This is a genomic window from Leucobacter shiyiweii (genome assembly GCF_052446065.1).
GTDB lineage: Bacteria > Actinomycetota > Actinomycetes > Actinomycetales > Microbacteriaceae > Leucobacter.
The window spans coordinates 1,044,612-1,068,365 of sequence record NZ_CM127080.1 but is presented as its reverse complement, the minus strand read 5'-3'; the positions used below and the strand labels follow the sequence as shown (position 1 = coordinate 1,068,365).

18 protein-coding genes are annotated in these 23,754 nt (G+C 62.2%); 2 read left to right on the top strand and 16 right to left on the bottom strand.

Annotation, left to right across the window (positions count from 1 at the left end; all coding sequences use genetic code 11):
- Window positions 1-8: 8 nt before the first annotated feature.
- From ctaD to ACTNFJ_RS04975, 3 genes are all read right to left on the bottom strand, one after another.
- Window positions 9-1,655: an aa3-type cytochrome oxidase subunit I gene (ctaD, locus tag ACTNFJ_RS04985; RefSeq protein WP_435907362.1), complete on the bottom strand. Its 1,647-nt coding sequence runs from the start codon at window positions 1,653-1,655 to the stop codon at window positions 9-11.
- Between the two features lie 16 nt (window positions 1,656-1,671).
- Complete coding sequence (gene ctaC / locus ACTNFJ_RS04980) at window positions 1,672-2,520, bottom strand: aa3-type cytochrome oxidase subunit II (protein ID WP_435907363.1); 849 nt, start codon at window positions 2,518-2,520, stop codon at window positions 1,672-1,674.
- A gap of 206 nt (window positions 2,521-2,726) precedes the next feature.
- Window positions 2,727-3,083 carry a HesB/IscA family protein gene (locus tag ACTNFJ_RS04975; protein ID WP_435907364.1) on the bottom strand — a complete coding sequence of 119 codons (357 nt, stop codon included), beginning with the start codon at window positions 3,081-3,083 and terminating at the stop codon, window positions 2,727-2,729.
- A 136-nt stretch (window positions 3,084-3,219) separates the two neighbouring features.
- On the opposite strand from ACTNFJ_RS04975, the gene ACTNFJ_RS04970 reads away from it, so the two are divergent.
- Window positions 3,220-3,786: a DUF3043 domain-containing protein gene (locus ACTNFJ_RS04970; RefSeq protein WP_435907365.1), complete on the top strand. Its 567-nt coding sequence runs from the start codon at window positions 3,220-3,222 to the stop codon at window positions 3,784-3,786.
- A 23-nt stretch (window positions 3,787-3,809) separates the two neighbouring features.
- Here the strand turns inward: ACTNFJ_RS04970 and ACTNFJ_RS04965 are convergent, their stop codons facing one another.
- From ACTNFJ_RS04965 to ACTNFJ_RS04935, 7 genes are all read right to left on the bottom strand, one after another.
- Window positions 3,810-4,850 (bottom strand): quinone-dependent dihydroorotate dehydrogenase, encoded by a 1,041-nt coding sequence (locus ACTNFJ_RS04965; protein WP_435907421.1) that lies wholly within the window; start codon window positions 4,848-4,850, stop codon window positions 3,810-3,812.
- A gap of 13 nt (window positions 4,851-4,863) precedes the next feature.
- Entirely contained in the window at window positions 4,864-5,355 is a 492-nt protein-coding gene (gene nrdR / locus ACTNFJ_RS04960; protein WP_435907366.1) for a transcriptional regulator NrdR, read from the bottom strand.
- A complete protein-coding gene (gene hisD, locus ACTNFJ_RS04955) occupies window positions 5,355-6,689 on the bottom strand; it encodes a histidinol dehydrogenase (protein WP_435907367.1) in 1,335 nt (444 codons plus the stop codon). Before hisD ends, nrdR begins: the two co-directional genes overlap by 1 nt.
- A 6-nt stretch (window positions 6,690-6,695) precedes the next feature.
- Window positions 6,696-8,270 (bottom strand): DUF7059 domain-containing protein, encoded by a 1,575-nt coding sequence (locus ACTNFJ_RS04950; protein ID WP_435907368.1) that lies wholly within the window; start codon window positions 8,268-8,270, stop codon window positions 6,696-6,698.
- A 118-nt stretch (window positions 8,271-8,388) separates the two neighbouring features.
- Complete coding sequence (locus ACTNFJ_RS04945; RefSeq protein ID WP_435907369.1) at window positions 8,389-9,840, bottom strand: glutamate synthase subunit beta; 1,452 nt, start codon at window positions 9,838-9,840, stop codon at window positions 8,389-8,391.
- The gene (gene gltB / locus ACTNFJ_RS04940) at window positions 9,833-14,467 is read right to left on the bottom strand and encodes a glutamate synthase large subunit (protein WP_435907370.1); all 4,635 of its coding nucleotides are present in this window, start codon (window positions 14,465-14,467) and stop codon (window positions 9,833-9,835) included. Before gltB ends, ACTNFJ_RS04945 begins: the two co-directional genes overlap by 8 nt.
- Window positions 14,468-14,731: 264 nt before the next feature.
- A complete protein-coding gene (locus ACTNFJ_RS04935; protein WP_435907371.1) occupies window positions 14,732-15,493 on the bottom strand; it encodes an SDR family oxidoreductase in 762 nt (253 codons plus the stop codon).
- 195 nt (window positions 15,494-15,688) lie between these two features.
- On the opposite strand from ACTNFJ_RS04935, the gene ACTNFJ_RS04930 reads away from it, so the two are divergent.
- Window positions 15,689-16,051, top strand: a complete 363-nt coding sequence (locus tag ACTNFJ_RS04930; RefSeq protein ID WP_435907372.1) for an RNA polymerase-binding protein RbpA — start codon at window positions 15,689-15,691, stop codon at window positions 16,049-16,051.
- Here ACTNFJ_RS04930 and lnt read toward each other — a convergent pair.
- The 6 genes from lnt to ACTNFJ_RS04900 form a co-directional block, all read right to left on the bottom strand.
- Window positions 16,034-17,656, bottom strand: a complete 1,623-nt coding sequence (gene lnt / locus ACTNFJ_RS04925; protein ID WP_435907373.1) for an apolipoprotein N-acyltransferase — start codon at window positions 17,654-17,656, stop codon at window positions 16,034-16,036. The genes ACTNFJ_RS04930 and lnt overlap by 18 nt on opposite strands.
- Entirely contained in the window at window positions 17,653-19,962 is a 2,310-nt protein-coding gene (locus ACTNFJ_RS04920; RefSeq protein WP_435907374.1) for a DEAD/DEAH box helicase, read from the bottom strand. Before ACTNFJ_RS04920 ends, lnt begins: the two co-directional genes overlap by 4 nt.
- A gap of 4 nt (window positions 19,963-19,966) precedes the next feature.
- Window positions 19,967-20,737: a twin-arginine translocase subunit TatC gene (tatC, locus tag ACTNFJ_RS04915; protein ID WP_435907422.1), complete on the bottom strand. Its 771-nt coding sequence runs from the start codon at window positions 20,735-20,737 to the stop codon at window positions 19,967-19,969.
- A 67-nt stretch (window positions 20,738-20,804) separates the two neighbouring features.
- Entirely contained in the window at window positions 20,805-21,770 is a 966-nt protein-coding gene (locus tag ACTNFJ_RS04910) for a helix-turn-helix transcriptional regulator (RefSeq protein WP_435907375.1), read from the bottom strand.
- A complete protein-coding gene (locus ACTNFJ_RS04905) occupies window positions 21,763-22,818 on the bottom strand; it encodes a helix-turn-helix transcriptional regulator (protein WP_435907376.1) in 1,056 nt (351 codons plus the stop codon). The genes ACTNFJ_RS04910 and ACTNFJ_RS04905 overlap by 8 nt, the downstream gene beginning before the upstream one ends.
- An 11-nt stretch (window positions 22,819-22,829) precedes the next feature.
- Window positions 22,830-23,735 carry a peptidylprolyl isomerase gene (locus ACTNFJ_RS04900; protein ID WP_435907377.1) on the bottom strand — a complete coding sequence of 302 codons (906 nt, stop codon included), beginning with the start codon at window positions 23,733-23,735 and terminating at the stop codon, window positions 22,830-22,832.
- Window positions 23,736-23,754: the final 19 nt, after the last annotated feature.

The following is a 23,754-nucleotide window of genomic DNA, read 5'->3' as shown; positions in this document are numbered from 1 at the left end:
TTTCAGCATTACTTCTGCGGGGCGAGCTTGTGCTGCTCGCTTTCCTGGCCGGGCTGGGTCACACCGGTTACCTCTGGGTGATTGAGGTCGAACGCGGGCGACTCCGAGCGAATGCGGGGAATTGAGGTGAAGTTGTGACGCGGCGGCGGGCAAGAGGTGGCCCACTCGAGCGATCGCCCAAAACCCCAGGGATCGTTTACGGTGACCTTGGGTGCTCGTCGCGCGGTCAAGTACACGTTCAACAGGAACGGAATCATGGAGGCCCCGAGGATCATGGCACCCACGGTGGACAGCTGGTTCATCCAGGTGACCCCGTCTTCTGGCAGGTAGGTGTAGTAGCGACGCGGCATTGCCATGACGCCCATCCAGTGCTGCACCAAGAAGGTCATGTGGAACCCGATGAAAAGAATCCAGAAGTGGATCTTCCCGAGACGCTCGTCGAGCATCTTGCCAGTCCACTTCGGCCACCAGAAGTAGAAGCCCGCAAACATCGCAAAGACGACGGTACCGAAAATCACGTAGTGGAAGTGCGCTACGACGAAGTACGTGTCTGACAGGTGGAAGTCAAGAGCGGGCGACGCGAGGATCACACCGGTGAGACCACCGAATACGAAGGAAACGAGGAACCCGAGCGACCAGAGCATGGGGGTCTCGAAGGTGATTGAGCCCCGCCACATGGTTCCCAGCCAGTTGAAGATCTTCACACCGGTTGGCACGGCGATGAGCATTGTCATCAGGGCGAAGAACGGGAGCAGGACAGAACCGGTGACGTACATATGGTGCGCCCACACGGTCATCGACAATGCGGCAATTGCGATCGTGGCGTACACGAGAGTCTTGTAACCAAAGATCGGCTTGCGACTGAATACCGGGAAGATCTCGGAGACAATACCGAAGAACGGCAGAGCGATGATGTAGACCTCGGGGTGCCCAAAGAACCAGAACAGGTGCTGCCAGAGAATTGCACCACCCTCCCCGTTGAAAACGTGCGCGCCGAAGATACGGTCTGCAGCGAGTGAGAAAAATGCGGCGGCAAGTACCGGGAAGACGAGGATGACCAGGATTGAGGTAATCAGCGTGTTCCAGGTGAAGATCGACATGCGCCACATCGTCATGCCTGGAGCGCGCATCGTCACAATAGTGGTGATGAAGTTCACGCCACCCATGATGGTGCCGAATCCGCTAATGCCAAGACCCAGGATCCAAAGGTTTCCGCCAACACCCGGGGAGAACGTCACGTCCGACAGCGGTGCGTAAGCGAACCACCCAAAGGATGCCGCGCCCTGCGGAGTGAGGAAGCCGCCAACCGCGATCAATGATCCGAAGCTATACAACCAGAAAGCAAAGGCGTTCAGTCGAGGAAAGGCGACGTCTGGCGCACCAATCTGTAGCGGCATGAGAACGTTCGCGAAACCGGCAAAAAGCGGCGTAGCAAACATCAGGAGCATGATCGTGCCGTGCATCGTAAAGAGCTGGTTGTACTGCTCCTTCGTCGCGACGACCTCGAGCCCGGGCGCGAATAGCTGCGCACGGATGATCAACGCCATCAGCCCGCCAACAAGGAACCAGACGAACGAGCTGATCAGGTACATATACCCGATGACTTTGTGGTCCGTGGAAGTGATCCACGAAACGATTACGTTGCCCTTCTTCATTTTCGCTTCTTCCTCGCTACTCGTTCTCGGCCTTGGCTTCGTCACCGAAGAAGAGCTCCTGGTTCGGGTTAAATTCTGTTCCAACCTGACCCTCGTTGCCCTGCCCTCGCAGCGACGCAACGTACGCGTCGTACTCGGCCTGTTCGACAACCTTGACCTCGAACAGCATCATCGAGTGGTATTCGCCGCAGAGTTCTGCGCACTTCCCCATGAATGTGCCGGTCGTTGTTGGAGTGAAAGTTAGGTAATTGGTCTGGCCAGGAATCATGTCCTTCTTCTGAAGGAACTCCACGATCCAGAAGGAGTGAATAACGTCGCGCGTCTCGAGGCGAACCTCAGTTGACTGGTTGACAGGCAAGTACAGTACCGGCATGGTCTCAGGGATCGCGGAACCATTCTCATCAGTCTGAACCTGGACTCCCTGGAAGAACACGTCATCGCTGACGTAGTTGAAATCCCAAGCCCATCGCTTGCCGATGACCTCCACCACGTTGTCTGGGTTCTCATCGCGCGCCTCGATCTTCGACTGCTCTTGAGCAGTAAACCCGAAGAAACCGAGCACCAGGATGACCGGTACCACGGTAAACAGCGTCTCGATCGGCATGTTGTACCGAAGCTGCACCGGCAGACCCGTTTGACCCTTGCGCCTGCGGTACGCAACCGCGGCCCAGATGATGAGCGCCCATACGAGCACCCCCACCGCCAGCAACACGATCCACGAGTTCACCCACAGACTGGTAATACCGGGCGTGTGATTGGTCGCATCGGTAGACCCCTCGGGCAAAAACCCGCGCAACTGCGCCGGAGTACAACCGGCCAGGGCGAGTGCCGCCGTCACTGCTACCGGGGCCGCTACCCATTTCATTCGACGATTGGAACGCACCGCATACCTTTCGAAACTGTGTTGTTATGACCCGCACTGCAGGCCCAACGATTGACTCCCTGTTAGCTTAGCGCGAACCTTGAGGTTTACTGAACACACGCCGAGGCACGGCGGCGATTCGCGCAGAAAAGGCCACCGTGATGCCGATGTGAGACATCACTGGTGGCCTTTTCACTGGTCGCGAGCGACTAGCTGAAGCTGTCGCCGCAGGCGCAGCTGCCCTGAGCATTGGGGTTATCAATCGTGAAGCCCTGTTTCTGGATCGTGTCTTCAAAATCGATGGTGGCACCGTTCAAATAAGGAACACTCATCTGGTCAACAACGACCGCGACGCCACCGAAATCGACGACCGCGTCATTCTCGAGCACACGTTCATCAAAGAACAGCTGATAGATCAGGCCGGAGCAGCCTCCGGGCTGCACAGCAATCCGCAGTCGGAGGTCGTCGCGACCTTCCTGCGCAAGAAGGCTCCCCACTTTTTCGCGTGCAGTGTCGGTAAGCCCCACCTGATGGGCCGGTGCAGTGTCTGTCGCAGTTGCGCTCATGACGTCTCCTCGGTTGATCTTGGGCCCCAGTCTACGCGCCCTCTCAAAAGTCAACGCTGAGTCCGGGTAGTCTTATTCCCTGTGCGGATCGGTGCCTTCGGCACCCCGGACATCGCAGAGCAACGAGAGGAATGGCGTGGCGAAGGAAGACACCTCGGCATCGACCGGTGACGAACAGGCCGCGGAGCCCGTGGGCAAGGGACGACCAACGCCGTCGCGGAAGGAAGCTCAGGCCGCCAAGGCTCAGCCACTGGTCGGAGGCCGAGATAAGGCCGCGATCAAGAGACAGAGGCAGAAGCAGATGGAGGCGCGAGAGCGCGCTCGTCTCGGCATGATGCAGGGCGACGAGCGGTATCTATCGATTCGCGACAAGGGCCCGCAGCGACGCTTTGTGCGAGATTACGTGGACGCCCGTTTCAGCGTCGGCGAATTTCTCATCCCACTCATGCTTGTCGTGCTCGTGATGACGTTCCTACCGGGGATTTTCCAGGTCATTAGTCTGGCAGTCATCTGGGGATACGTGCTGCTCGCCATCCTTGACGCGGTATTCCTCGGTCTACTCCTCAAACGCAAGCTTGAGGCGAAATTCGGTGTAGACAGCGTACAGAAGGGCTTCCGGTGGTACGCGGCAATGCGCGCGTTCCAGTTCCGTCCCCTGCGGATTCCCAAGCCGCAGGTCAAGCGCGGCAACTACCCGAAGTAGATCACTCAGCCGCGGCTGGCGAATCAGGCAGACGTTTCCTGTCGCCAGCCGACGGCAGCTAGACCGCGGTTGATCTCACGCACCCACAGGGGCCCTTCGTAAATGAAGGCCGTGTACCCCTGCACCAGGGTGGCGCCCGCATCTAGCCGAGCTAGGACGTCACCCGCAGTTGCCACTCCCCCGACCGAGATCACACAGAAATCGGATGGCACCACCTGGCGAATGCACTTGAGCACTTCAAGCGACCGCGCGGCCAACGGCTGCCCCGAGAGTCCACCTGCGCCCAACTCTTCAACCTCGCGAGCGGACGCCTGAAGCCCCGCACGCGAGACCGTCGTGTTGGTCGCGATAATTCCGTCAAGCCCGAGGCCGACCGCGAGTCTGGCAATCCCGGCAAGTTGCTCATCGTCCATATCGGGAGCGATCTTCACGAGGAGCGGAGTGCGTCCGGCTGCCTGTTTCACCTCAGCCAAGAGCGGTTCCAGCGCGGAGAGCTCCTGTAAGCCCCGCAAGCCCGGGGTGTTGGGTGAGCTGACATTGACCGCGAGATAGTCGGCAAGGGGGGCCAGTCGCTGTGCGCTCCAAACATAGTCGGCGGCGGCCTGATCCACCTCGGTGATACGACTCTTTCCGATGTTCACACCGATGACGGGGCGGTGAGGACTTAGGCGGGCCCGCTCGATGTGGGGAACCGCGGCTGCGGATCCGCCGTTATTGAACCCCATTCGATTGATCAGAGCTCGGTCTTCGATCAGGCGAAACGAACGAGGCTTCGGGTTACCGGGCTGGGGATACCTGGTAAGCGTTCCCACTTCAACATGGCCGAAACCGAGCGCTCCAAGGCCCAGGATCGCCGTCGCATTCTTATCGAAGCCGGCAGCGAGGCCGAACGGGCTCGGAAACTCCAAGCCGAGCGCCCTCACTCGCAGCGAGGGGTCCGGTGCGCAAGCGCTTCGCAGCGGCGCTCCCGCAAACGGGGCGGCCTGAATCGCGCGAAAGGCGAGGTTGTGCGCCGTCTCGGGATCGAGGTGGCGGAGCACGGAATTGAAGAGTGCGGGATACATGCGCATGTGTGGTCTAGTCCTTGCCGTCTGCAGGGTGTGTGCTGGCATCCGACCGAGTGCGCGATTGGTCGCGTAGCTCAGCGATGGCCGTATCGAAATCCTCGAGCGACTCGAACGCCTGGTAGACGCTGGCGAACCTCAAGAATGCGACCTCGTCGAGTTCGCGGAGGTGCGGGAGAACCGCGAGACCGATGTCGTTCGCGTCAAGTTGTGCCTGCCCGGTCTGCCGCACGGACTCCTCGACCTGCTGCGCGAGCAATGCGAGGTCGCTCTCCGTGACCGGCCTACCCTGACACGCTTTGCGCACCCCACTCACGACTTTTTCACGGCTGAAGGGTTCGACCACCCCTGAGCGCTTGATGACCGTGAGGCTCGCCGTCTCGGTCGTGGAAAAACGGCGCCCGCATTCTGGGCATTGACGGCGGCGGCGGATCGAAAGCCCATCATCGCTCGTGCGCGAATCAATGACCCGACTGTCAGGGTGCCTGCAGAATGGACAGTGCACTAGTTGCTACCTGCCTCTGTCTTCGGTTTCGTCTCGAAGCGCGCTGAAACGGCTTCGCCGTGTGCAGGCAGACCCTCAGTCTGTGCGAGAGCCAATAGTGGGGTGCGCACCTCGTCGAGCGCCGCCCGATCGTAGCTGATGATCTGTTGGGGGCGCAGAAAAGTGTGCGCACCCAGACCAGCGGCAAAACGTGCAGTGCCGCCCGTGGGCAGCACATGGTTCGACCCCGCGAGGTAATCGCCAAGGCTTACCGGGGTATAACTGCCCACGAATATGGCACCTGCGTCGTCGATCCGAGCGAGCACGCCCTGGTCGTCGCGCGTCTGAATCTCTAGGTGCTCAGGCCCGTAAGCGTTGCTGACCTGGGCGGCGACAGCAAGGTCGTCGACCAAGATGACGGCGGACTGGGGGCCTGTCAAGGCCTCGCGCACACGAGCGGCATGCCGAGTCAGCGGGACGCGCGTCGTGATTTCGGCGCGCACGCGTTCTGAGAAGGATGGCGAATCGGTGACCAAAACGGAAGCAGCCGCTTCGTCGTGTTCGGCCTGGCTAATCAGGTCTGCGGCGACAAAGGCCGGATCCGCCGTCTCATCGGAAATGACGAGAATCTCAGTGGTGCCCGCCTCGGAATCGATACCAACGATCCCAGCGACGGCACGCTTCGCCGCCGCCACGAATACATTTCCTGGTCCGGTTACCACGTCGACGGGATCGAGACCGAGACTCGGCACGCCATATGCGAAGGCTGCGATCGCGCCAGCCCCGCCGATGGCGTACACCTCGGTCACCCCTGCGAGTGCGGCCGCCCACAGCACTGCCTCATGCGGCGCACCCCCATTGTCAGACTGCGCTGGTGAAGCGAGCGCGAGACTCTCGACACCTGCGGCCTGAGCGGCAATTGCGTTCATAAGCACGGAAGACGGGTACGCGGCCTTCCCACCCGGCGCATACAGCCCGACCCGAGTGACGGGTTGCCAACGCTGACGGATGGTAGCCCCATCGGCTAACTGTGTCACCTGTTCAGCGGGAACCTGAGCTGCCGAGCCAAGTCGCAGCCGCTCGATCAGGAGTTCGAGGGCCGCACGCACCTCAGGCGGACAAGTATCGAGTGAACTCGCAACCCGTTCCTCGGAGACCCTGAGCTGATGACCTTCAACGCGGTCAAAATCGCGGGCCTGTTCTCGGAGGGCTTCCTCCCCTCGGTCGCGTACGGCATCGACCAGCGGCCTCACTCGATCCACAGCGGCCGTCGTATCAACCGCAGCACGAGGAACCAAGCGCAGCAATTCAGCCCGCGAAAGCGCTCGTCCACGCAGATCTATCGTTCGTAACATAGGGCCTCAGTCTACCGTTGATACCTCCTCGCCGAGACCGAGCATGCCTAACCAAACGAGCTCGCGCACACCCGCGGTCAGAGCCTCCGCAGCTGCTTCCCGGTCGACCTCGAGCAGAGTGGCCAGCGCGTCTGCGATCTGCCCGAGTGTGAGTTCCCCGTCACACACCCCAACCGCAGCTGCAAGCAGCGGATCGGCGGTAACTCGGCGGGAGATCCCGGTTTGCGCCTCCAGAGTGATCGCATATGGAGCTTCCTCTCCGGGCACATGCTGACGGTGCTCGACCACTTCTGAGGAGCGGACCCATCGAGCAGCACGCACCTGGGCGTCGGTGAGCCTGGCGACCCGCAGCGCAAGCTCGAAGGTCGCGGAGAGGTGACGGCCCGAGGCTTCTGAGAACGCGCCCGCTGCTCGTTCGGTGTGCACGAGCGGTGCGGGTGCTACGGACGAGCTACGATCGCCTCGAACAGAGAGGCGTCGTAGCCTTATCGAACCGAGACCGAGCGCGGTGACCCGTCGTTTGCTGAAGTCGTCAAGCCAAGCCGTCATCATCTGCTCGAACTCAAGGTCGCCCGGACGGGCGCCCCCGTCACGAGCCCAGGTCTCGGCGTAGCGCAGAGTCGAGATCCGATCGCGCTCGATAATCCACCCGGCAAGCTGCGCGTCAGCGCCTAGCGCGCAATCGGCATCTGCGATCCACTCGGTCACCCTATTGAGCCCGTCACTCCCCCAAGGGCTCTCCCAGTTCGCGAGGCACAGGAGTGTGCCGTTCTCGTTCAGGTGATGAGGTGAACGGCTCACGACGAGCTCGGCGAGCTCATCGCCCACGAGTCCCGCATCACGATACTCATAGCGCTCTTCCTCGGTGTCGCGCGGCGTCACGACGAACGGAGGGTTGGAGAGTATGAGATCGAACGCCTCACCGGTGACCGGTTCGAAAAGATCGCCAAGGCGGAAGTCGATCCCCACCACCTCGTTCAGCCGCGCATTCGCGCGCGCGAATTCGAGCGCGCGCTTTGAGATATCGGTCGCGACCACCGGGCCGCGAAGCGACAGGTGCAACGCGACCACACCACACCCTGTGCCGATCTCCAGTGAACTTCCGACGTCACCGGGCGGTGCCTGTGCGATCAGCGTTCGAGTCGCCCCGCCTACCCCCATCACGTGGTCTAACCTTGCTGGCCCGCGCCGCAGCGCATCATCGAGATCCGAGAGTATCCACCATTTCACAAGACCAGCCCGCCGAGGATCCGCGATCTCAACGGGGTTCACTGAGATCGCAGCACGGAGACCCTCGGGGGAGGTTTCTAGCAGCTCCAGGGCGAGTGCACCAGCTACACCCAGGTGAGGCAACGCGATCGAGACTGCCCGATCTTCGAGCGGATCGCCCAGCAAGAACAAGCGAATGAGGATCGCGAGCGGCTCTTCGGCTCGCTTTGCCAGCGCGCGCCTTGCCGGCGCAAACACGCCCCGTTCGCGCGCCTCATTGGTCTCTGCTCCGAGCAGGGCTCGAATCGAGTGCAGATCGAATTCGGCACCAGTCAGGTCGTCTCGGAACAGGTCAATGAGTTGAGGATCCACCCGAACAGACTAATCGCAGCTCGACATGTCGCCTGACCGCGTTTCGAGACACGTCGTTTGCGTGTTGTGGCTCGTACCTGAAGCTCTTCAGCGGACAGAGACTCTTTCGTGCACGAGGTTAGGCAAACGCGTGGTCGGTCGCACCCACCGGTGACGGAAGCACCGTTGAACCCACAAGGTACGCATCTACGGCCGCGGCTGCGGCACGCCCCTCCGCGATTGCCCAAACAATCAGCGACTGACCGCGACCCGCGTCACCCGCGACAAACACCCCTGGAATTGCCGTGGAGTAGTCTCCGTTGCGGGCAAAGGCTCCACGAGCGGAATAACCGAGGGGAAAACCCGCGTCGTCGATCTGCTCGGGCCCACTGAATCCCATGGCGATAAGGACCAAGTCGGCCTCAAGCACGCGCTCAGTCCCTGGAATCGGTTCGCGACCGCGCTCAGTGAAGCCCGTCTCGGCGACGCGCAGTCCGTGCACATTGCCGTTTGCACCCGCGAGGAACTCCACCGTCGAGGCCAAGTACCGACGTTCGCCACCCTCCTCGTGCGAGCTGGTCACCTCGAACAGCGTCGGGTGCACTGGCCACGGCTGTGATTCGGAGCGCACCTGCCCCGGCTTACGCCCGATGGCGAGGTTCGTCACCGATGCCGCACCCTGACGGTTTGCGGTGCCCACGCAGTCGGCTCCCGTGTCTCCGCCACCAATCACGATCACGTGTTTGCCGGCCGCATCGAACGGGGTCTGAGCAAGGCTGCCCGAGACGACACGGTTCGAGGCTGCCAGGTAGGGCATGGCCGGCATGACTCCATCGAGATCCCGGCCCGGAATATCGAGCGCGCGCGGGACAGTCGCTCCCGTCGCAACGATGACAGCGTCGTAGCGGCGCTTGAGTTCTCCCCAGCTCAGGTCGCGGCCCACTTCGATACCGGTGCGGAATCGCGTCCCCTCCGCCTTCAGCTGTGCGATGCGCCGCTCGACCAGCGACTTTTCGAGCTTGAAATCTGGGATTCCGAAACGAAGCAACCCGCCGGGCTGCTCGTCACGCTCGTAGACCGCGACGGTGTGCCCCGCTCGGGTCAGCTGCTGCGCAGCGGCGAGGCCGGCTGGCCCCGAACCCACCACCGCAACGGTTTTACCGGTGAGTCGCTCGGGCGGCTGCGGCAGCACCCAGCCGTTCGCGAACCCCTGATCGATGATGCTGTTCTCGACCTGTTTGATAGTCACGGCAGGCTGATTGATCCCGAGTACGCATGACGATTCGCAGGGAGCCGGGCACGCGCGGCCAGTGAACTCGGGGAAGTTGTTGGTGGCGTGCAAGCGCTCCAGCGCATCCCGTTCACGCCCTCGCCACACCAAATCATTCCACTCGGGAATCAGGTTGCCGAGCGGACATCCCTGATGGCAAAATGCGACGCCGCAATCCATACACCGAGAGGCTTGTCTCGCTACGAGCGTCGGATCGGCAGGATCAACCACCTCGCGCCAGTCCTGCAAGCGCAGCGCGACGGGTCGCTTGGGCGCGAGTTCGCGCTCGCGAACCTTCAGAAAACCGCGCGGATCAGCCACGAGTTGCCTCCAAGATCTGGGACCAGGCTCGGTCGCCGTCGGGATCGATTCCTTCAACGCGAGCCCGCTCGCGAATTTCGAGCACGCGCGCATAGTCGCGAGGAATCAGTCGGGTGAAGCGGGCGAACGCCGACTGCGGATCGCACGCGATCTGCTGCAGCAGGTCAGAAGCGAGTTCGGAACCGGTCTGTTCCACGTGTCGCTGCAGGAGCGCGGTGATCGTGGATCGCAACTCGTCACCGACCGATTCACCCAACTCGGAGAAGGGTTGCAGCAGAAGCGAACCCGAGGCGACCTCGGCCGAATTGACGTGAAGTGGATCAAGATCCAAGAGGACAGCCTCGCCGCCGGACATTCCCGCCCCGATATTGCGGCCGGTAGGACCCAGAATGAGCGCGAACCCTCCCGTGAAGTACTCGAGCGCATGGTCTCCAGTGCCTTCCACGACAGCGGTTGCGCCTGAACCGCGCACGAGAAAACGCTCTCCAACCACCCCCGCGATCCACAACGAACCGCTGGTCGCGCCATACCCGATAACGTTCCCAGCAATGACGTTGCCGGCTGCGGGGTGGCCTGCGTCTGCGTGGGGACGGACCGTAATCTCACCACCCGAGAGGCCCTTGCCGACGTAATCATTTGCGTCACCAATGAGCCGGAGTGTGATTCCAGCGGGGAGGAACGCACCCAGGGATTGCCCTGCAGATCCGGTGAGCATGACATCAATGGTGCCCGGGGGAAGCCCCGCCGACCCGAAGCGCTTTGTCACTTCGTGGCCGAGCAAAGTGCCGACGGCCCGATCAACATTTCGAATAGGTAGGTCAATAACGACCGGCTCCCCGCGATCCAGAGCATTTTGCGACGTCGCGATAAGTCGATGATCGAAGTGCTCGTCGAGCGCATGATCTTGGGGGCGGGCGTGCATGCGGGGCTGATCTGCACGCATCTTGGGACCGCTGAGTATTGGCGTGAGGTCGAGCCCCTCGGCTTTCCAGTGCTTCAGTGCCTCGTCAATGTCGAGCGACGAAGTATCACCCACCGCTTCCTCGAGCGAGCGATAGCCCAGCTCGGCGAGCAATTCCCGCACCTCTTCGCCGATAAAGCGGAAGAAGTTGACAATGTGCTCGGCCTGGCCGGTGAATCGGGCGCGCAACTCTGGATTCTGCGTTGCGACACCCACTGGGCAAGTGTCAAGGTGACAGACGCGCATCATGATGCACCCGGAAACAACGAGCGGAGCCGTCGCGAACCCGAACTCCTCCGCCCCGAGCAGTGCCGCGATCACGACGTCTCGGCCGGTCTTCAGCTGGCCATCGACCTGCAGTACTACGCGATCGCGCAGACCATTCAACATGAGCGTCTGCTGTGCCTCCGCGAGCCCCAGCTCCCACGGAGAACCGGCATGCTTCAGAGAGTTCATCGGACTTGCACCGGTGCCACCGTCATGACCTGACACGAGCACGACATCGCTGAGTGCCTTCGCGACACCGGCAGCAACCGGGCCGATCCCGCTCTGGCTCACAAGCTTGGTGCTGATGCGCGCGCTCGGGTTTGCGCGCTTCAGATCAAAAATGAGTTGCTTCAGATCTTCGATCGAGTAGATATCGTGGTGCGGGGGCGGTGATATCAAGCCGACCCCCGGTGTTGCGTGACGGGTGCTGGCAATCCACGGATACATCTTTTGGGGCGGCAGCTGTCCGCCCTCCCCCGGCTTCGCACCTTGGGCCAACTTGATTTGAATCTCGTCAGCGTTCGTCAGGTACATGCTCGTGACACCAAAGCGACCCGATGCCACCTGCTTGATCGCGCTGCGGCGCTCGGGATCGAGAAGCCGTTCTTCGTCTTCCCCGCCCTCGCCGGTGTTCGATTTGCCTCCGATTCGATTCATCGCGATCGCGAGAGTCTGGTGGGCCTCTTGCGAGATGGACCCATAGCTCATCGCCCCGGTCGCGAAGCGTCGCATGATCGCTTCGACAGGCTCGACCTCGTCGACTGGAACAGCAGGCCGCTGCGGGGCAAATCGAAACAGGCCACGGAGGGTCATGAGCCGTTCCTGCTGCTCATTGACCCGCGACGTGTACTCCGTGAAGATGTCTCGGCGTGAGGTGCGCGTCGCATGCTGCAGTTTGTAAATCGTTTCGGGGTCGAAGAGGTGCGGCTCCTCGCCTCGGCGCCAACGATACTCCCCACCGGTCTCGAGCCGGCGATGTGCGAGTGCCGCAGGATCGTCCGGGTAGGCGCGACGATGGCGTGCCGCAACTTCTGCGGCAATGACGTCAAGGCCGATGCCGCCGAGCTTCGATGCAGTTCCGGTGAAGTAGCGATCCACGACATCAGTCGCGAGTCCGATGGCCTCAAATGTCTGCGCCCCGCAGTAGGAAGCGACCGTAGAGATCCCCATTTTGCTCATGACCTTCAGCATGCCTTTGCCGAGCGCCTTGATCAGGTGAGCTACAGCGTCGGTCGGCTCGATGCCCTCAAGTTCACCCGAGCGAACCAGTCCTTCGACGGTTTCCATCGCCAGATACGGGTTCACAGCGGCCGCGCCATACCCGATGAGTGCGGCGACGTGGTGCACTTCGCGCACGTCTCCGGCTTCTGCGATGAGCGCCACGCGCATGCGCTTCCCCTCACGGATGAGGTGATGGTGCACCGCTGAGACGGCTAGCAGGGAGGGCACCGGAGCCTGATCCTTATTGCTATCCCGGTCGCTGAGAATCAGGAATTCCGCACCGGCATCAATCGCCGCGCTCGCCTCGCGGCACATTGACTCGAGGCGCGCTGCGAGCGCCGGGGCGCCGCCATCAACCGGGTACAGACCCCGCACGGTCACAGTGCGTTCGCGTTCCGGGTCATCTCCGAAGTGCATAATGCGGGCGAGGGCATCATTGTCAATGACGGGGAAATTGAGTATCACCTGCCGGGCGTGCTCGGCCGACTGCGTCAGCAAGTTCGCCTGCGGCCCGATCCCGGTCCAGAGGCTCGTCACGAGTTCCTCGCGCAGCGCGTCCAGCGGCGGGTTCGTGACCTGCGCAAACTGCTGCACAAAATAGTCAAATACGAGTCGCGGTCGCTCCGACAGCACCGCGATCGGCGTGTCGGTACCCATTGCGGCGATCGGCTCCGCCCCCTCGCGAGCCATCGGGGTCAACAGCAGGCGAAGCTCCTCCTCCGTATATCCGAAGGTTCGCTGACGTCGCACGATCGATGCCGGTGGGTGCACCAGGTGCTCCCGCTCGGGCAAATCACTCAGGTGAATCCGTCCCTCGTTCAGCCACTGACCCCAGGGGGCCGCCGCCGCGAGTGCGCCCTTCACCTCATGATCCTCGCGGATCGTGCCCGTGGTGAGATCCACCGCGAGCATGCGTCCCGGTTGCAGCCGTCCGCGTCGCACCACCTGGTCGGGAGTGAACTCAAGCACACCGGTCTCACTTGCGATCACCAGCAGGCCGTTCTTTGTCACTTGGAATCGCCCCGGGCGCAACCCGTTCCGATCAAGCAGTGCCACCAGCTCGGTGCCATCTGTTGCGATCATTGCGGCAGGCCCGTCCCAAGGCTCCATCACCAGGGAGTGGTACTCGAGAAAGTCGCGAAGCTCGGGCGCGAGAGCATCCTCTGATTCCCAAGCCTCTGGCACCATCATCGCGAGTGCGTGTGGAAGACTCCTGCCGGCCATGACGAGTAGTTCAAGCACCTCATCGAAACTTGCCGAGTCACTTCCGCCTTCGGAACAAATCGGCCGCAAGGCGCGAAGATCTCCGAGCACCTCGCTCTCGAGTTGATCCTCGCGGGCTCGCATCCAGTTCCGGTTGCCGCGCACGGTATTGATCTCGCCATTGTGTGCGACCATACGCAACGGCTGAGCGAGGTGCCAAGAAGGAAAAGTGTTGGTTGAGTAGCGCGAGTGAACGATTGCGAACCGCGCGGCAAAGTCAGCCTCAGAAAGCTCGGGGTAGAAACCCGGAAGCTGCAGCGTAGTGACCATGCCCTTATACACAATGGTGCGTGTGGAGAGTGAGGGCAGGTACACACCGGTCTCGCGCTCAATACGCTTGCGTGTGCGGAATGCACGCCGCTCAAGCTGCAGTTCGTCCGCTGCCTGCCCATCACTCGCGACGAAAAACGGCTGCTCGATTACCGGGGCGACGTTGCGAGCGGACTCCCCCAACACCTCAGGCTGCACGGCGACCGGACGCCAAGCCAAGACAGTGAGGCCTTCCTCGACGGCAATAGAGCCAATGCGATAGCGCACGGCCCTACGTTCGGCTGATTCCTGAGGTAGAAAGGCCAGGCCAGTGGCGTATCGCCCGGAAGGGGGGAGAAGAATGTCTGGCGCCGCCTCGGAAAGCGCACGTCGAAAGAAAGCGTCTGGCATTGCACACAGAATCCCGGCACCATCGCCGGTTCCCGCGTCAGAACCCACCGCGCCGCGGTGTTCAAGGTTCTCGAGAGCCGTGAGCGCTAGTTCGACAATCTCATGACTCTCCTCACCGCTGAGTGACACCACCGATGCGAGTCCGCAGGCATCCTTCTCCTCTGCCGGATCGTACAGCCCCTCCGCGGCGGGGAATTTTCCGCGGGCGAGACCTGCTTCGGCTGTGGGGAATTGGGTCGCTTGCGTCACGCTCATCGACGTCCTCTCGATCAGTGGGACGTCGGCGGCCCAGTCGGTCTCACCTCGTGCGAGAAGATATCGCCGTGACGCCATTGTCACGACGAAGCACGGTGGCTCGGAGTTTCGAGGTTAACACTGCTTTCTTCGGCAGAACGAATCGAACCCCATCATTTCTTCACGACTTCTCGATGAATATGTGAGCCGCCGAAGAATCTTCGGTCTCCTCGGAGCTACGCCGCACAGGCAAAGCGCCCGAAACGAAGCTGTAACACGGGAGGATTATGCAATAAACCCTGAGGTGTCACCCACGAGGCGGGTGTGGTTCTCGGGGATGGGTTCCACTGCGGCCCGGGCGATCTCAGCGGCGAACTCTGAAACGTTGTAGAGCCTGCCTGCCGATTCCCGGCGCTGCTCGATCGCTCCGGGGTTCGCGCGTTCAAGCAGAGTCGCGGTCACGGTTCCCTCGATCATGTCGCCTGATACGACGACAAATTCGATGCCTCGTTCACTCAGCTCGGGGATCCGCTCGCGCAACGCGTCCTCGCCGGCCCGCTTTGAGAGGGCAACGGGTTCATACTCAGGCATCGTCGGTGTCGTACGTATGAAGTGAGCCTGGTGGCTGGTCACGAAGACGACGCGCGATCCCGGTGCGAGCAGCGGAAGCGCCGCGTCAAGCACGGCCAGCTGGGCGTCGCGATTGAGCTGCAGCGCATAGTCTGCGGCCATTCCGCTCTCCATCCCGCCAGAGGCGTTCAGCACGAGGATATCGAGGCCGCCCAACTCTTCCGCGATCGCGCCCATCATGGCGGAGAGCGAAGCGGGATCAGTCAGGTCTGCGCCCTGCACTAGGACACGCACGCCCAGCTCACGCAGCTGGGAGCCCAGCTTCTCGGCGCGCGGCGCCTTGTTTCGAAAGTTCACCACGACGTCTGCGCCCGCCTCTGCGAGATAACGCACGGTATCCGCACCGATCCCGCGTGAGGATCCGGTAACGAGGGCACGTGCGCCCGTAAGGCTGTCTGCGGCAAGCGGCTGGGTCACTGGGGCTCCTTCGTGAAAGTGGCAGTCGTCACCCCAGCGTACCGGGCGACATATTACGATGTTGCGGCGCTTGGCGCACCCCCTTCCGCGGGGGGTTATGTTGCTGCGCTCAGCGCGCTACGCTGCAGTCAAGGAAAGACCGGTGGATCGCGGCGCTGCGCCACTCAGCGTGGCTCGCGAGGCGAGGAGGTTCCCATGGCTGAGCGAACACTGCGTGGAGCCCGAATCGGGGCAACGAGCCTGCAGGCTGAAGAAGGAGTGGAGTTCTCCCCGCGGCGACGGGTCGAGTACCTCACCGATCGCGGCAATCGGTTCACGATCATGTTTGACGCAGATGCCGAGATCCCAGCCGAATGGGTGGATCAACGCACGGGCGAGGTCGGGTTTCTCGACGACGAGGCCGGGCGCACGGCGCGGTCTGAGTTTGAAGACAAGGAGAAACACCAGCGCACACACTGGGACATGTTGCTCGAACGGCGCACGCGTGAAGAGCTCGAAGAGCTGTTGGAAGAGAGATTGAAGCTCTTGCGCGCCCGCCGATCAGGGGGCCGAGGCTAACTCTGTCTCTGCGTCTTGCTTTCTGTGGCGTGCACCGGAACCCGCCAGGAGACCTCCAAAGATGCCGAGGAGCGTTCCCCCCACCGCAATCGTCATCCAGGCGCCGGCAACAAGGGCTCCGAACCGAAGCGCCGGAGTTTCTCCTTGGACCAGTGGCACCTCAGTAACCATGGCGTCGGCCGTGAACGTGTCAAGTCTCGCAAGATCGGTGCCGCCTGGCATCACCACTGCACTCGTGCCCACGGTCGAGATATTGACGAGCGCGCGCCCGGTCTCGATGGCTCGTAGTCGTGCTATCTGGAGCTGCTGGGCACTCTCGTCGGTGCGCCCAAAATCAGCATTGTTCGTCTGCGCGAAAATGACATCCGCACCCTCGCCCACCATGAGTGACGCGTGATCGTCGAAAATAATGTCGAAACAGATGGCGATACCGGCATCGAACTCTCCGGTGCGGCCTTCGATTGGGAGCACCGTAGGTCGGTTGCCGAAGGCGTAGTCGAGCTGAACGAGATCGATCAGATCAGGCACCAGGGATCGATAGAACTCGCGGTCAGGCATGTACTCAGCAAACGGAACCGGGCGACGCTTGTCGTAGCGCAGCCCGGTGTCTCCGGCCCCGTCAAAGACGAGGGTGCTGTTGGTATAGCGCCCATCCGGATCGCGCAGGATTGTTCCCACCACGATCGGCGCCTCTGCGCGCGACGCGAGCCGTTGCACCGCATAACCCCCATAGGGGTTGCCAGGAAGGTCGAACTCGGCACTGTTCTCGGGCCAAACGATCACGTCGACCGTTTCGCCCTCCGCCTCGAGTTCATCGAGCAGTGACTCGGTGGCCGCGAGGTGGTCGCGCAGTACGTCACCCGACTCGCGATCATCAAAAATACCGGATTTCGAGTTGCCCTGAACAGCGGCTACGCGCAGTGTGCCCGATTCCTCGAGTGGAGCGGCGGGCAGGAGAGTAAGAGCGGCCAGCGCGAGGACAGACACTGCAGCACCGACCCAAATCCGCTTTCCACGCGGGTTGCGCGGTCTGACACCCCCGGCGAACGTTGTTGCGACGAGCAGAGCACCCATCAGGGCGAGGATGCCCGAGAGCCCTGCGAATCCAACCCAGGACACCACCTCTGCAAATGGGCCCTCGGCTTGGGTGTGCGCAAGTCGACCCCAAGCAAATCCTCCGTAGGGCAGCGTCGATTGCAATTGCTCGCGCAGCACCCACAGTCCCGCGACAGTCCCTGCTTGTACCGCGACGCGCGCCGCGGTAGACATCTGCAATTGAGAGAGCGACCGGGTGGCGGTCGCCGCCACGAGCCCAAACAGCGCGAACCACGAGACCATGACGAAGCACAAAGCAAGCCACGGAATAGGGCCAAGATACAGGGTGAGCCACGAAATGTGCGGCCCCCAGAAGGCCGCCCCGGCGACCCCCCCAAGCAATAAACCCGCGAGCGATCGTTGCTGCCACACCGAAGCAATGACAAGCGTCGCGCCGAGCAGTCCGGCTGGCCACCAATTCAGCCACGGAGTGGCCGCGTCAAGCGCCAAGCCGCCGAGCACTGCGGTAGGCAGCGCGATCCACCATTTCAACGAGCGTACGGTATTCACGAGCTACTGGATGTTTCGACGATGCCTCGGCGAATCTTGCGCTTCGCCTCTCGCGCGATGGCCCCGAGCCTGCCGAGCCGATCAACGTCCACCTCGGCGTGCTCTGTCGCCTGCGCAATCTGATCGAGCAGGTCGATCGTCTGTTTTGCCCAGCGCACGAAATCGCCCGCTCCGATGACGGCGTGCTCTAGCGTGCGGCTCAGAGTCCACCCACTCGCCCAGCCGTGCATCGCCGCTGCGAGCCCAGGGTGCGGGGCATCAACCCGGGGCAGCCGGTTCCGTTCGGCGAGGTCGTCAAGGAGGGCCCACAGCTCTAGCGTGCGATCAAATGCTTGCCTAAACGACCCGCCCGGAAGGCGCCCTTCGGCCTCATCGTCGCGACGTGGCTCGTAGGTCAAAGCGCAGGCAAGGGCGGCAAGGCTCGCCGCATCGATGCCGTGCCAGGCATCGCGACGCAGGCACTCGGCCACCAGCAGGTCGCGATCTCCGTAGATGCGGCAAAGCAACACACCCCATTCGCCGACCTCAACCTGCCCCCCACCGAGGTGCTCGAGATACTCGAGATCGGTCAGAGTATCGACAACACGATCGAATGTTCTCGCGATTGTGCCCGTGCGGCTTGCGATCTGCCGACGCCCGCGCTCAATCTTGCGGCGGAGCTTTCGCTCGCGATCCTCCCAGCGCTTCTTATCTGACCCTTTGGCCCGCTGAGCGGCAGCCTGATACCCGGCAAGCGATTCTTGCTCGGACCGAAGCTCTCGCGCATGGTCGACCACCGCCCGATCCGCCTGGAACTGGGCGAACGAGAGCTCAAGCGTTTCGCGCGCGAGCATAAGGTCCATTCGCTGGAGGAGGTTTGCAGCCATGTTGGGAGTGGGCCGAAAGCTCGATCGCACCGGAAACGAGCGTGCGGAGGCTAAATGCGCGATGGCCTCGAGATCGGCCCCGTCGTTCCACACCACAATCGCGTGACCCTCGTGGTCGATGCCGCGCCGACCCGCACGACCGGTCAGCTGTGTGTACTCCCCTGAAGTGAGCGGCACACGCTCTTCGCCGTTAAATTTGTCGAGCTTCTCAATGACCACCGACCGGGCAGGCATGTTGATGCCGAGGGCGAGGGTCTCGGTGGCAAACACGACTTTCACGAGGCGCCGCTGAAACAGTTGCTCAACGACAGACTTGAATTGTGGCAACATGCCAGCATGGTGTGCGGCGAGGCCGCGTTCAAGGCCGGCAACCCACTCGCTCACCCCAAGTACCCGCAGGTCTTCGGGATCGATTCCCGAGATCTCTCGATCGATAACGCGGCGGATCTCGTCACGCTCTTCGCGTGTCGTCAGGCGAATTCCCTCGAACAGGCACTGGCGTACAGCCTGGTCGCAGCCGTTTCGGCTAAAGACGAAGACGATTGCAGGCGTGAGCTGCATCTCGTCGAGGGCGCGCGCGATGTCGGCTCGGGTGATCCGCTTCGTTCGCCGGACGGGCGCGCGGCCGCGCGATCTGTCGCGCGATGTGCGATACCTTTCCGAGCCACGATCCCGGGAGCCAGCAGTGCGCTCAGAGGATGCCGCGCCACGACCGCCGCGATCAAGAGCGCGCAACTCCGGATTGAGTCTTCCTCGTTCCACGAGCTCTCCGTCAGTGTCGACGTACAGAGGTAGCAGCGCCTTCGCAGTGAGTACGTGCTGGTACAGCGGAACGGGACGACGCTCGCTCAAGATCACATCGGTTTCCCCTCGGACAGCGTGCATCCAGTCGCCGAACTCCTCGGCGTTGGAAACCGTCGCGGAAAGAGAAACCAGCCGAACTGCCTGCGGAAGGTGCAGAATGATCTCTTCCCACACGGCTCCGCGATACTTATCTCCGAGGTAGTGCACTTCGTCGAGCACCACGAAAGCGAGGTCGTCGAGTGCGTCGCTCTCGGCGTAAATCATGTTGCGCAGAACTTCAGTCGTCATCACGACAATCGGTGCGTGTCCGCGAATGTTGACGTCGCCGGTGAGCAGACCCACTTCGTCATCGCCATACTCGGCGCACAGCTCGCGGAACTTCTGGTTTGAAAGCGCTTTGATCGGGGCGGTGTAAAAGATCCGGGCATCGCGTTCTCGTCTCGCGAGGGCAACAGCGAATTCGGCGACGGTGGTCTTGCCAGAGCCCGTCGGCGCGGCGACCAAGACACTCCGTCCCTCTTCGAGCCGTTCACACGCGGTTCGCTGGAACGCGTCTAGCGGGAATTTCAGCCGGGTGGCAAAGGCATCAAGCGCCGGGTGCTCCCGCGACTCGGCACTCTCGCTGAGTGTGTTCACGCGGTTACTCCGAACCCGAATTGGGGTCGAGGCCGTACTCAGCGAACTCTTTCTTTCGCTTCTTCTCCACGCGTTTATCGTGCAGAATCGCAATCCCGGCGGCCCCGAAGTACAACAGGATGATCGGCGCGGCCAGCAAGAACATGCTCATCAGGTCGGCCGCTGGTGTCGCGATGCCGGCGAACAAAATAATGCAGAGGATTGCGACACGCCAGCTCTTAAGAATCGACTTTCCGCTGAGCACCCCGATGAAATTCAGTAGCACCAGGAACACCGGCATGACGAACCCTACCCCGACGGCCAGGAGAAGCTTGATCGTGAAATCAAGATAGCTTCGTGCCGCAATCTGGAAGGCGTCTTCCTCCGGTTGAAACATAGCCATGATGCGCACGATGTTGGGAAGCACACTCCAGCCGGCGTACACCCCGAGAAGAAACAGCGGCACTGCGGTGCCGAGGAATCCGATGGCGTATCCCTTCTCACGCCTGGTCAGACCCGGCACGAGAAACGCCCAGATTTGGTACAGCCAGACGGGCGATGCAAGGAGTACCGCGATGAAGAGTGAAATTTGCACCTTCGTGTCGAAGCCACTCGTCACGTCGGTGTACTGAATCAGGGCGGTGCGCCCCTCAACTTCGAGCTCCAGGATCGGCTGGCGCAACACCGTCCACACCCAGTCCGACAGAAACCAGCCCGCAATGAGTGCGACGCCGATTGCAATCGCCGCAATGAACAGCCTGTTCCGCAATTCGATGAGGTGGGCGCCCAGACTCATCTTGCCCTCGGGGTTCTTCCGCCGCGCTGTCACTGCCACCAGCCCAGCTTACCGCCGACAAGCTGAGTCACGCGTCGTGAGGCGCAAGCGCACGGTCGGCCCACTCTCGCACCGCGTCTCGGGCTGAATCGGGCGACTCGATGATGATCTCGCCGGGAGCTACTTGCACCACGCGCACCGCAACCGCGGGGTGTGCGAGATCAATCTCTGCACGCACCCAACCGTTGTCAGGTTCCCCCAACAGCCGTGGCACAAATCCAGCCAAGCGATGCAGCACGCCTACCCTGAATCTGACTCTCGCGACGAGCCCCTCCCGCACCGGATCGAGTTTTGGAAGAGACGCGCGCCCGGTTGGCCGCGTCCGAGCGTCGTCTGGCAACATCTGAGGATCTCGGATGCGATCCACCGAGAACGTGCGCTCTGCATTACGGTCGAGGCAGTGCGCGCGGAGGTACCACTCGCCGTGTGCCTGCCCGAGCACGAGCGGTTCGACGTGTCGAACAGTTTCGTTACCCTGTGCGTCGCGATAGGCGAATGAAAGCTGCTTTCCGGAGGCAATGGCGGTCGAGATCTCAAAGCGGCCTGGCGCGGTGGGCTCGGTCGACACCGACAGCGATACCTGTTGCCGGTGAGCCAGGCCACTTCCGAGTTTTGCCGATGCCGAAACTGCGTGGCGTTGCTCCTGCGGTGGCAGCATTGGGAGTAGTGCCTGTAGGCCAGCGATCAGCACAGCCGTCTCGATGGCTGAGAATCTCGGCGTATTGTCGACTGCGATAACCCGAGTAAGTGTGACGACATCGTGTTCCTCGAACGCATCCCAGTCGATGTCGAACAGATCCTCGTGTTGGTAGGTGTTCGTCTCCCCCGGAACACCCGCCATGCCGAGGAAGGGGATGAGCTTACGAAGCACCCGCTCTTCGACATCAAAAGCCTTGGCGAGTTCGGCTAGTGGCGTCGGGCCACGCTCAACCAGGTAGGGCACCAGGGCGAGAAGTAGCACCACCCGATCGGGTGTGTTGAGGCCCCTAACCATCGGATGCCTCGGGCACAGCGTGCTGGTGCCGCACCTCTTCGAGCAGAGCGACTACCGCGTCATGCAGCTCTGGCGGCTCGACACTGACGATCTCGTCGCCATAGCTCGCCAGCTCACTTGCGAGGGCGGTGAAGTCAAGGGTCATCACCATCAGATACCGATGGACAGGATCGGACTCGCGTTCACGTGAGACCTCGCCCGGAGAGACCGGCTGCGTCACCTCACGGGCCGCCAATCGGGCCTCGGCAACGGACCCCCGGCGCACCAGGAGTCGTGCGACCTGCCGCTCGCGCAGGGCCAGTAAATCGTCGAGCATGCCCTCGACCCGATCGCGAAGCTCGGGATCGAAGCTCTGCGAACCAAGCTTCACCTCGCCTACGATTCGGGAGAGCAGAAACACCCGACCTGCTTCGCGTTCAAGATCCCAGGCGATGAGGTGCCATCGTCCCTCGGCTTGATGAAGGCGAAGTGGCGCGACTGAGCGAGTGGCCGGTGCATCTCGATGGGGCAGCTGGTATCGGAACGTCGCTACGCGAAGCTCATCTATCCCCCGCTGCAACGCCGGAGCCGAGGGCTCGGGAATTCCCAGGTGCGGGGCAAAGCCGAGGTATGCGACGTCAAGGCCTGCCCCCAGCGACTCGAGCTTCATCGCAGCGCGGCGCGACTCCGCGCTGAGGCTGCCCTCCGCCCAGGCAAACGAAGCGAGTCTGAGCACACTCAGTTCTGGGGCCGAAAACCGTGCCTCCGCAGGGAACTGCAGCAGATCTTTCGAAATCCGGTATCGAGCCAGTTGCGTGTTCCCAGATTCTTCTGGGGAATCGATGGTCTCGATAGGAATACCGAGCGCACGGACTTGATCCTTGTCTCGTTCAAACTGGCGCTCGAGGGCGGGGTCAGTCTCACCTGAGCGATACCGGCCCGAGTAGCCGTGCACACTCGAGAGGAGTTCACGCTTCGTGAGTCCCTGTGGGCTGGCTACCAGCGCTAGTACGAGGCTGAATACCCGCTCCTCCGCGGGGATCGCGCGATGCGTGCTGTGACCCTCCACGGCGATGAGCCCTAAGCGATGGCGAGGATGTCGATCACGCTGACGCGGGGGCTGCCCTCGCCTGGTTCGATCACAACGACCTGTGAACCGACAGGGTAGCCGGTCAGTTCGGCTCGGAAAGTCGCACCCGACTGCTCGATTTGCTCTTCCGAGCCCAAGTTTTCGGGACTGACTTCCCACGTGTTTTTCAGCTGCTGACCGTCCCAGCCCACCGTCAAGACGTTCCCGATGATCATGCTGTCTGGCTGCACCTCTGGCCCCTCACCGACAATACGTGCCCCGGACTTCGTGTTGGCTGGTGCCTCCTGCGGCGGCAGCACCATCCCGACGCGACCGGCTTCATCTGTGACGACGGCCGGGAAGCCAGAGGGAAGCGGTGTGAGCGCCCCGGTGGCTGACCCCGGCGAGACCTCGACGATCTCGGCGAGAACGACGAGCGAAGCACCCGGGGTGGTGACCGCTCCAGCACTGAGATCTGCGGGCAGCGCAATCGCAACCAGGTCACCGGGAGCGGAACACAGCACGCCCTGCAACACGGGCCCGCCCTCGGCCGACGCCAAGAACAGTTCGCCTGCGGTTCCAGAACCAAAACTCGGACTCGCTTCAAGCATTTCGCCGGAAGAGGAGTCGAAATATGCAAGATTCGCGGCAACGATGGTGCCCTCTGCCGCGACAACGTCGCGATCTGAGGCCGCATCGATCACCGAGCGTTGCGCATTAACGATCTCAGCGCCCGAGTCGATTGAGACGTCGGGCTCTCCGCCGGCAAGGCTACCGACCGTAACGCTCTCACTGAGCGCCCCGGGGCTGAGCGGCGCGACGCACGCGTCAGATCCCGTGGTCGCAACAGTACAACCGGTCAGCCCGGCAAAAGCCAGCGCCGCTACAGCAGTGACGGGGAGAACTCGACGACGCATGAAAACCTCTCGGTGAAAC